Origin of the sequence: Metapseudomonas phytobenefica (genome assembly GCF_043392685.1) — a bacterium.
GTDB lineage: Bacteria > Pseudomonadota > Gammaproteobacteria > Pseudomonadales > Pseudomonadaceae > Metapseudomonas.
In genome coordinates this window covers 1-9,788 of the sequence record NZ_JBHZGM010000058.1, presented here as the reverse complement: position 1 = coordinate 9,788, position 9,788 = coordinate 1, and the positions used below count along the sequence as shown (strand labels likewise).

Annotated in this window: 8 protein-coding genes and 1 pseudogene; 6 read left to right on the top strand and 3 right to left on the bottom strand. The window is 61.4% G+C overall.

Translation table 11 applies throughout. The features are described 5' to 3' along the window. Nucleotides 1–128: pseudogene (locus ACFW0B_RS25420) on the top strand (IS5/IS1182 family transposase); the annotation flags it as partial. On the opposite strand, the gene ACFW0B_RS25415 reads toward ACFW0B_RS25420, so the two are convergent. After that, nucleotides 99–779, bottom strand: coding sequence for a Rieske 2Fe-2S domain-containing protein (locus tag ACFW0B_RS25415; protein ID WP_449151731.1), 681 nt, complete (start codon nucleotides 777–779; stop codon nucleotides 99–101). The pseudogene ACFW0B_RS25420 and the gene ACFW0B_RS25415 overlap by 30 nt on opposite strands. Before the next feature lie 599 nt (nucleotides 780–1,378). Here ACFW0B_RS25415 and ACFW0B_RS25410 point away from each other — a divergent pair. Further along, nucleotides 1,379–2,239, top strand: a complete 861-nt coding sequence (locus ACFW0B_RS25410; protein ID WP_449151730.1) for a LysR family transcriptional regulator — start codon at nucleotides 1,379–1,381, stop codon at nucleotides 2,237–2,239. 83 nt (nucleotides 2,240–2,322) lie between these two features. Here ACFW0B_RS25410 and cfa read toward each other — a convergent pair whose 3' ends face one another. Further along, nucleotides 2,323–3,477, bottom strand: coding sequence for a cyclopropane fatty acyl phospholipid synthase (gene cfa, locus ACFW0B_RS25405; RefSeq protein WP_108240760.1), 1,155 nt, complete (start codon nucleotides 3,475–3,477; stop codon nucleotides 2,323–2,325). 36 nt (nucleotides 3,478–3,513) lie between these two features. Beyond that, on the bottom strand, nucleotides 3,514–4,911 hold the full coding sequence (locus ACFW0B_RS25400) for a nitronate monooxygenase (protein WP_449151729.1): 1,398 nt from the start codon (nucleotides 4,909–4,911) through the stop codon (nucleotides 3,514–3,516). A gap of 405 nt (nucleotides 4,912–5,316) precedes the next feature. On the opposite strand from ACFW0B_RS25400, the gene ccoN reads away from it, so the two are divergent. The 4 genes from ccoN to ACFW0B_RS25380 all read left to right on the top strand — a co-directional run bounded on the left by ccoN (nucleotide 5,317) and on the right by ACFW0B_RS25380 (nucleotide 9,209). Next, nucleotides 5,317–6,753, top strand: a complete 1,437-nt coding sequence (gene ccoN / locus ACFW0B_RS25395) for a cytochrome-c oxidase, cbb3-type subunit I (protein WP_108240762.1) — start codon at nucleotides 5,317–5,319, stop codon at nucleotides 6,751–6,753. 10 nt (nucleotides 6,754–6,763) lie between these two features. After that, nucleotides 6,764–6,994 (top strand): hypothetical protein, encoded by a 231-nt coding sequence (locus ACFW0B_RS25390; protein WP_449151728.1) that lies wholly within the window; start codon nucleotides 6,764–6,766, stop codon nucleotides 6,992–6,994. A gap of 98 nt (nucleotides 6,995–7,092) precedes the next feature. Next, on the top strand, nucleotides 7,093–8,229 hold the full coding sequence (locus tag ACFW0B_RS25385; protein WP_449151727.1) for an HPP family protein: 1,137 nt from the start codon (nucleotides 7,093–7,095) through the stop codon (nucleotides 8,227–8,229). A 119-nt stretch (nucleotides 8,230–8,348) separates the two neighbouring features. Continuing rightward, nucleotides 8,349–9,209 (top strand): LysR family transcriptional regulator, encoded by an 861-nt coding sequence (locus ACFW0B_RS25380; protein ID WP_449151726.1) that lies wholly within the window; start codon nucleotides 8,349–8,351, stop codon nucleotides 9,207–9,209. Nucleotides 9,210–9,788 lie beyond the last annotated feature (579 nt).

Here is a 9,788-nt window from a genome sequence, read left to right as displayed (position 1 = left end):
TTGGCTGGCTGAAAGAGAACCGGAGAATTGGCACCCGCTACGACAAGCTCGCCAGAAGTTTTGGCGCGATGGTCACGCTGGCTTGCACGCTGCGATGCCTACGGCAGTACTTTTCGTACAGAACCTAGCACCCTTCGTGCGCCGGTATCAATCGCACTGACGTCGCAGCCGAGGCGCAGGTCAATCTCACGATCGGCATAGAACTTCGGATCTCTCAGCGGAATCCAGTCTTCCGGGGCTGTTCCGGCCAAAAAGTCCTTAGACAGATTGGGCCGGTCATAGGGCGCCGAAGTATCGGCGCTCAGCATCGACAACGCGCCGCAGTAGCCCAATTCGCGCAGCCGTTCGGCGGCCGCGAATCCAGCGGCACCGCCACCGATAATCAGAATGCGCCCAGCCTGGTCGGATGCTGCATGGGGCCGCGCGGGTCGCACGGTCGTTTCCGACTCTCGCACGAAGGCGGTTTCGCCGACGATCTCCACCCGCCACCTCGCCAGTGCCGCGAAGGCAGGCGCGCGCAGCGCGGCCCCCGTACGCAGGCTGAAACAGGCGTGGTGCCACGGGCAGCGAATCTCGTCATTGACCACCAGGCCATCGGCCAATGGCGCGCCGTAATGAGTGCAGAGTCCGCTGACTGCATGCAGGCCATCGTCCAGTCGCACTAGCAAGACGGGACTGCCTTCGACGTGGCCGACAAGCACGCCGTCGGCCGGCACCCTCGACAAGGGCACGCCCTTTGTCAGGTCGGGACCGGCGGGTCGAATATCGCTTTGAGCCATGATGCGACTCCTCTGGTGTGGGCTATCTGCCTGGGCGCAACCATTTGGCAAGGGGGGCAACCTGAAGATCTCGGCTCTGGGCAGGTTGTGCGGGAGGCCCCGCATGCCACGCACCGGCTACCTCGAGTCGCTCGCCCCTGCCTTGGAGACGCGAGGCGTCCGCCTGAACGAGACCGCTGCTCGGGCAGATCCAAACTTCATTGGCGTTGCCGGCTACGGATCATGGCGGTTGCGGTCCCAGATTTTTCCAGTTCCCGCGCGGTCAGCCCGCGAACGCCGCGACGACGATCAAGACGGCTACAACCAGCAGGAAGCCTATCAACACGATCGCAATGCTGCGCAGGGATTGTCGATCTTCGGAACTCAGTAGATGCATTTTGACCTCCTCGGCCGGGGCCGTTTTTGGCTGTCACTTCCGACGTTACGCCGCCCCAATGAATTTGAATAACGATAAAAAATGGCCATAAATATCGAAGATGCCGAATCTATTTGGTGAGCGATGGCACGCCGCCCGGTGGGGGCTGGGGCGCCCCCGAAGCGTCGGGGCGAGCCCAAAGGCCGGTGTGACGGTCTGGCCCCCGACGGGAGGTATAGGTCTGATGGATACGGAACTTGCCCGAACCTTTCTAACAGTCATTGCGGCAGGCAACTTTCGCAACGCCGCCGCGCGGCTGTTCGTTACGCAATCGACCGTTAGTGCCAGAATTGCCGCCCTGGAGGAGCAGCTCGGCTGCAGCCTGTTTGTGCGCAATAAGGCCGGCACTGTACTGACCCCGGCAGGTCGCAACTTTCAACCATATGCAACCACGCTCGTACGCACCGTCGAACGTGCCCGCCAGGACATTGGCGTAGCCTTGGGTTTTCGGGCATCGGTGACCATCGGCGGACGTTTCGGGCTGTGGGATGAACTGCTGTCTGCTTGTCTGCCGCGGATTCGAAGGGCGGTGCCTGACATTGCCATCCGCGCCGAGATGGGTTTTGAAGATGAACTCATCCAAGGTCTGATCGAGGGGCGCACCACCCTCGCGGTGATGTACACGCCGCAAAGCCGGCCGGGCCTGATAATTGAGGCGCTGCTCGAAGAGCAATTGGTTTACGTGAGCACGAGCGACGAGATGCTCACCCCGCCAGGTGAGCGCTATGTGTATATCGACTGGGGGCCGGAGTTCGCCAGCAGGCACAGTGCCGCGTTCCCCGACTTCCTCGGGGCGGGGTTAAGCGCCAATATCGGTTGGTTGGGTCTGACGCATATCCTGGCTTATGGCGGCTCCGGGTATTTCCCATTGCGCCTAGTCGGGCGTGAGCTGGACGCAAGGCGACTGCATCGGCACCCGGGTGCGCCGGACTTCCGGCTGCCAGCCTATCTGGTGTATCCAGCCGATCCGCCATCGGAGGAGCTGAGCCTGGTACTGCAAGTCGTACGTGAGGTCACGGCAGAAGTACTGGGTCAGCATGTGTAACACGTCGATGCCAGGACGCGATCCAGATGGCATTGCGGCGGCGCAACCCATGACGGTCGCGCTGCCTATCCCGTCCCGATGGCTCAACTCACCCGCTGATAGCCTCCAATTACGCCTTGCTTGGCCAACACCCACTGCCAGAGTTGAATATCCCGGGCACGGAAGGCTCCGGCGCAGGACAACAGGTAGTAGCGCCACATGCGTCGGAAGCGCTCACCCAGCTCCACTGCGAAGCGCGGCCAGGCTTCTTCGAAGTGCCGGTGCCAGGCCATCAGTGTCTTGTCGTAGTCGGCGCCGAAATTGTGCAGATCCTCGACCACGAAGAGTCCGTCTACGGCGTCTCCGATCTGGCCGATGGACGGCAGGTCTCCATTGGGGAATATGTACTTGTCGATCCAGCGGTCGGGTGTGCTGTGCCGGTTGTTCTTGCCAATGGTGTGGAGCAGGAACAGGCCCTCGTCATCCAGGCACCGCTCGACAGTTTCCATGTAGACGCGATGATTCTTGCGTCCGACGTGTTCGAACATGCCGATGCTGACGATTCGCTCGAAGCGCTCGTCGAGCTCGCGATAGTCCTGTAGGCGGAACTCCAGCGGTAATCCGGCATGACGTGTCTTCGCCCACTCGCATTGCTCCCGCGAGATGGTCACGCCCACGCACTCGACCTCGTAATGTTTCGCCGCGTAGGCCATGAAACTGCCCCAGCCGCAGCCGATGTCCAGCACGCGCATTCCGGGCCGCAGATTAAGCTTGCGACAGACAAGGTCGAGTTTGGCCTCCTGAGCCTGGGCAAGATTCTCGGCGTCTTTCCAGTATCCGCAGGTGTAGGTCATGAGCGGATCCAGCATGGCCGCATAGAAGTCGTTGCCCAGATCGTAGTGCCGCGTGCCAACGTCCCAGGCCCGCCGCCCGGTTTGTCGGTTGAGCAGGCGTGCCTGCAGGGCATGGAAGATCAGCGCGGCGGGGCTGACCCGATCGGCTACGCCCGAGCGAAGCAGGCGGGAGAAGAATTCGTCGAGTTGATCGCAATCCCAGTCACCATCCATGTAGGCTTCGCCCAGGCCGAGGTTGCCTTCGGCTAGAGCTCGCTGCGGAACATCCGGGTTGTTCAGGCGCATATCCCAGTGCGCCTGTCCCTCTAGGCTGAGGCCGGCCTGATTGAGCAGGGTTTCAGCGAAGCGGTGCGCGCGGCTCACTCCCATTGCAGAACCGGACGGCGTGGAAAGTTCGGAAGGCATGGTAATCCCTTTGTTGTCGTCAGAAACTCGGTGTGCTCAGGCGTCGTCGGTACCCTGATGCAGGCGCAGTACGAGCTGCAGCTCTTGGCGCAACCAGGGTTGACGGATGTGCGGCAGGCGTTCGGTCAGTTGGCGTGCAACCCAGCGTTGGCCGCGAGCGATAAAGCGCAGGCGTTCGGCGAGATCATCGATGGCCATGGCCTTTTGGTAGAAGTCTCCCACCCCGTTGCCTGGCTCTGCGCCCAAGCCCTGCAGGCAAATGCGCAAGCGCCGGCAGCTTTCCGCCTCGTCACGGTGCAATTCGTTCAAGCGCTGCAGCAGGGTTGGATCAAGGGTCTGGCAAGCGCTATCGAGCATCAGGCGAGCGCCGGCCCGCTCGGCCCGTAGCAGTTCTTGCAGCCATTCGATCAGACCGGGGGCGGTTGTGGTCGAGGGGCGCGTCTCACGCTGCAGGCGTTGCAGGCACTCCTGGGCCTCGTCGACCAGCTGTGCGACACGTTCTCCTGCGGTACAGATGTCGTTGATCTGTCCGCAGGATTGCCCAGCATAGATCGGCATGTCGCCCAGCGCGCCGTGCGCATCGCGCAGGGGCGAGTCAGTGGAGAACAGGTAAATCGGCCCGCCATCCTGCTCGCCAATCACGGGGGTGCTGCGCGAGGCCTGCAACTCGGCGTATTCGCCGCGTGTTACCGCGTTGGGTAATACGCGTGCCGGAGCTGTCATCGGCCAGTTGCGGAAGAACGCGACGCTCAGCACGGGGTCGTCGGCGTGCGCCGCGACCACCTGTGCCTTGTGAAAGTCGTGGGCATAGGACTCGTGGGTTGCGAGGAACGCCGAGCCACAGGCGACGCCCTGGGCTCCCAAGGCCAGGGCCGCCACGAGCGCCTGGCCACTGGCGATACCTCCGCAAGCCACCACCGGAACCGCGGATAGCGCGACCAGCTCCGGGACCAGCGTCAGTGTTGAAACCTCGCCCCAGACATGTCCGCCCGCTTCGATGCCCTGGGCGACCAGTACATCGGCTCCGGCCTCCAGGGCTTCCTCCGCATGGCTGCGCCGACCGACCTGCTGCAGGACAAGCACCCCGGCATCCTTCAGGCGACGGATGAGATCTTGCTGCACATCCCAGAACAGCGCTATTGCCGGTACCTGCAGTTCCAGGCAGACGCGCACCTGTTCGGTGAGCAATTCGGTTGGAGTGGCAGCGGGAATCAGATTGACCGCGAAAGGTCGCTCACTCAAGGCGCGGTAAGCCCGCACCTCGTGCCGAATCAGCGCCACCGGTTCACGCACCATTCCCAAGCAACCGAAGCCGCCAGCGTTGCTCACCGCGGCAGCCAGTTCATGGCGGGCGACACCGCCCATTCCGGCGGAGATGATCGGGACACTGCAACCCAGCAGGTCGACCAGTGGAGTGTGCAGGGCAGCATGCATGGCGTTCTCCTCGGCGCCGCGATGCGATGTGCACGACAGCGACAGGGGAAATACTAGGCATGCCCGCCAAGTGAAATTAAATGAATTTTAATGGCCGAATGGCTCATTATTTTTTATCTAAAAGCCACTCTCAGCCAACTGATCGGAGCGATCAAGGCTCGAAAACTCTGGTGGTGATATCAGGGCATCAGCCATGCGGTCAGGGTGTTCGATCATTTTGTATAAAAATAAATGCACTGATGCTTCATTATTATTAGTTTGTTGCATTCATTCCGGCTCTGCAGACTGTTACGGCTCCCTTCGATGCCGTCGTGATTCTCACTCCTCACGGTGCTCGTTCCTGTCGCCACCTTTCACGGCGACGGGAGGGGGCTGTTCGCAAACCAGGAGTACGACGGAACCAAGATGGCCAGTGCGATTCCCCCTGCAACTTCCGACCTCTACAACTACGAGATCGTTCGCCGCTTTACGCTCACCACCCTGTTCTGGGGCATTTTCGGTATGGGCATGGGTGTATTCATCGCAGCCCAACTGGTCTGGCCCGAACTGAACTTTGGCGTTCCCTGGCTCAGTTTCGGGCGTATCCGCCCCGTGCATACCAACCTGGTGATCTTCGCCTTCGGCGGCGGTGCGCTGTTCGCCACCTCCTTCTACGTGGTGCAACGGACTTGCCGGGTCAGGGTAATCTCGGACGGGCTGGCGAACTTCGTGTTTTGGGGGTGGCAGGCGAGTGTGGTGGCTATGATCGTCAGCTATCCGCTGGGCATCACCACCTCGAAAGAGTACGCCGAGATGGAGTGGCCAATCGCCCTCTGGGTGACCCTGGTCTGGTTGGTCTACTCCTACCTGTTCTTCGGCACCATCGCCCGACGCAAGGTCAAGCACATCTACGTCGGCAACTGGTTCTACGGGGCCTTCATCATCGTCACCGGGATGGTTCACGTGATCAATCACGTCTCGGTCCCGGTCAGCTTGCTCAAGTCCTACTCGGCATATTCCGGCGCCACCGACGCCATGATCCAGTGGTGGTACGGCCACAGTGTGGTGGGATTCATCCTCTCCGTGGGCTTTCTCGGGATGATGTATTACTACGTGCCCAAGCAGGCGGAGAAGCCCATTTACTCCTACCGCCTGTCCATCGTGCATTTCTGGGCCATCATCAGCCTCTACATCTGGGCCGGTCCGCACCATCTGCACTACACCGCCCTGCCGGACTGGGCCCAGTCGCTCGGCATGGCCATGTCGGTCATCCTCCTGGCTCCGAGCTGGGGCGGCATGATCAACGGCATGATGACCCTGTCCGGCGCCTGGCATAAGCTGCGCTCTGACCCCATCCTGCGCTTTCTGGTGGTGTCCCTGGCTTTCTACGGCATGTCCACCTTCGAAGGTCCGATGATGGCCATCAAGACGGTCAACTCGCTGTCGCACTACACCGACTGGACCATCGGTCATGTTCATGCCGGCGCGCTGGGCTGGGTGGCGATGATCTCCATCGGAGCCCTGTACCACATGATTCCCAAGCTCTATGGGCGCAGTCAGATGCACAGCGTCGGGCTGATCAATGCGCACTTTTGGATGGCCACCATCGGCACGGTGCTCTATATCGCTGCCATGTGGGTCAACGGCATTACCCAGGGACTGATGTGGCGTGCGGTGAACGAGGACGGCACGCTGACCTACTCCTTCGTTGAGGCGCTGGAGGCCAGCCATCCGGGCTATCTGGTACGCCTACTTGGCGGCGCGACCTTTGCTTTCGGCATGCTGTTGATGGCCTGGAATGCCTGGTTGACCATCCGTGCCGGTGAGCGTGTCAACGAGCTTCACGTCGCTGCCGAGGCCTGAGGAGTTGCCGATGTCCATCTTCCCTATTCTGGCTGCTCTCGCCAGCCTCGTTTGTATCCTCGGTTGCTGGTGGTGCTGCAGGCAACCGCGGAGCCTGGATCAGGCGGCGCTGCTGCCGTTCGCCGACGACCCGGAGGCCGCCGCCCGGATGACGGCGGCTACCGGCCGGCGCTGCGAGCGTGTGATTAGGCCGATACCCGAAGCACTCGAAGAGTCGCCGCTGGACCGCTTCGAGGCCTGAGTGCTCCTCATCCAGGGATGGATGCTCCCGCGTGCCGTCAGCGGCACCTTGCTGGGCTCTTCAGACAATGTCGAGCCCGCTTTTTTTGCCGGATCCTTATGACGCTTCTAATTCACCTTCCACGACGGATCGTCGCGCTTCTTCCGGAAGCCCCGCATACCCGGCCGCGCGAATGGTTACGTGCCGCGCTTGGCGCCTCTCTGGGTTTCCTGTTCAGTACCTGGCTGTGCGTCCAGTTTTTCGGGCCGCAAACGGCGCTCCATTTCGCCGGCCCTCTGGCTGCTTCTGCCATCCTCTTGTTTGCCGTATCGTCCGGCGCCCTGGCGCAGCCCTGGTCGATACTCGGCAGCTATCTGTGCGCATCACTCGTGGCGCTCCCGGTCAGTCAGCTGCTTGGCCACAACCTGAGCGGGGCGGGACTGGCCCTCGGCCTGAGCCTGTTGCTGATGTACCCGCTACGCTGCCTTCATCCGCCTGGCGGGGCCCTCGCTTTCTGTATGGTGTTCGCCGCCCCGCAACCGGGAGATCCGGCCTGGTTGTCTGTACTGCCGGCACTGGCGGGAAGCACTGGCCTGCTGGGCTGCGCGCTGCTGTACAACAATCTGACGCGGGTTCGTTATCCTCGCCAGCGCACCGTTTCGGCGGACACGCACCACACCCGCGATGCCTTGCCCAGCGAACGGATTGGTATCAGTACGGCCGACCTCGACCAGGCGCTGGATGAGTTGGGCGCGTTCGTCGACGTTACCCGCGACGACCTGGAAACCATCATCCGCAGCACCGAAAAACATGCGCTGCAACGCAGCATGGGCAATATTCGCGCGCGGCAGATCATGTCCAGGGACGTTGTTTGTGCGTCGCCCGAAACCCCGGTGGAGCAAGGGCTGCACCTACTCACCCGGCATCACTTGAAAGCGTTGCCCATCCTCGATGAAGAACGCCGGCTCGTCGGCATCGTCAGCTTGATCGATCTGGTCGGCGCCTCGCAGCCGACGCGTTCGACGAGCCTGCTCGACTTGTTGGGCTGGCGTCGGGACCGGGTCCTCGGACAGCTGATGAGTAGCCCAGTCAGTACCGTGGATGCGGACACCCATGCAGTGGAACTTATCCCGTTACTCTCCGATCACGGCCTACACTGTCTGCCAGTGCTGGAACAAGGGGAATTGGTAGGGGTGATCACGCAAACGGACCTGGTCGCAGCCTTGCACCGTGACCTGTTGGCCCATTTGGGCTGATCGACTGCCTTGGCGCTGAAGTGGACCGAGCCGGTGCCCAATTTCACATCTGTCATGCAATAGGAGGCTTTCGGACGCGGTTGAGCCCGGCCTCAATCACTTCCCCGCTTGTCGTACCGATGGACATTGACCTTACTCGCACCTTCCTGGAAATCGTTCGTTACGGCAGCTTCGTCTCCGCCGCCGAACATCTGCACCTGACTCAGACCGCTATCACCGCGCGTATCCAGAAACTGGAGAGCCAGCTCAGCAGCACACTGTTCGTCCGCAACCGGGCGGGCGCAAGGTTGACCGCCGATGGCGAAGCGTTCGTCCCATACGCCAACCAGATCGTCCAGACCTGGGAGGCCGCGCAGCGCGACCTGCCGCTGCCGGACGGCTATCACAATGTTCTGCACATCGGCGGCGAGGTGAGCCTATGTAACCCGCTGATGCTGCGCTGGGTAAGTCGCATTCGAGAAACCATAGGCGACCACGCGGTGCGTGCTGAAATCGGTGATGGCCAGGCCCTGTTGCGTCAGCTGGAACTCGGTGCGCTCGATGCGGTGCTGGTCTACCAGCCGAACTACTGGCCAGGCATGCAGGTGGAGCAATTGTTGGAGGAGAAGCTGATCCTGGTGCGGGCGAAGAACCCGGAGCCCTATGTCTACATCGACTGGGGCGAGGGATTTCGTCGTCAACACGACAGGGCTTTACCCGAGAGGGCCAAGGCAGCGGTTTCCTTCAACCTTGGGCCGTTGGCACTGCAGTACATCCTGGAGAATGGTGGCTCCGGCTACTTCCGTACGCGAGTGGTGCAGAGCTACCTCGACAAGAAGGTGTTGAAGCGGGTTTCCAAGGCTCCGGAGTTCAGCTATCCGACCTATCTGGTGTACTCCCGGAATCGCGACTCGACCACGCTGCAGCAGGCGTTCGCACTGCTCCGCGATGTAGTCAGCCAGGACACTGACTGGTCCCAGCGTTGGGATCCGATGATATAGAAATGGCTGTCCGGGGGACTGCGCTTGCAAAATCAGAGCGGCCAGATCACTGCCGGAACAATACTTTTCTAACACAGGCACATGGTAGTCACTGTCGCCAGTAATACCCGAGTACTCTTGCTGAGGTGCGTCCGGAGAGTCCCTATTTTTGATCAAGAAATACTCGGACCCTTCGCTGTCGAAGTCGATACGCATGCGGCTCAGGGGAGAGGTGTGTGGGCAGCGAGCAGGGACGGTCGCCGGGGTAATCGTCTGAGACTCTGTGGTCGGACCAGCAAACTGGGTTTCATGCATGGGGAATTCTGGGGTGGGGTGCTATTGTCAGGCAGCTTGCCTGCGTACCCTCCATGTTCCGCACGGAAACCGAGCGCCCGGAGTCGGCGCTCAACGCGGCCACTGCATTGCGCGGCTGTGACAGGCGCTGAGTTAAGTAGAGTTATGCGCTGGATACTCTAGGTTCTGTACGAAAAGTCGGTGCAGGTAGAATTGCCGCCATGATTGGCTGGAGGCCCACATGGCAAGGCGCTACGAACTCCCGGATGCGGGCTGGGAGTTGATCAAGGATCTGGTTTCCCCGGA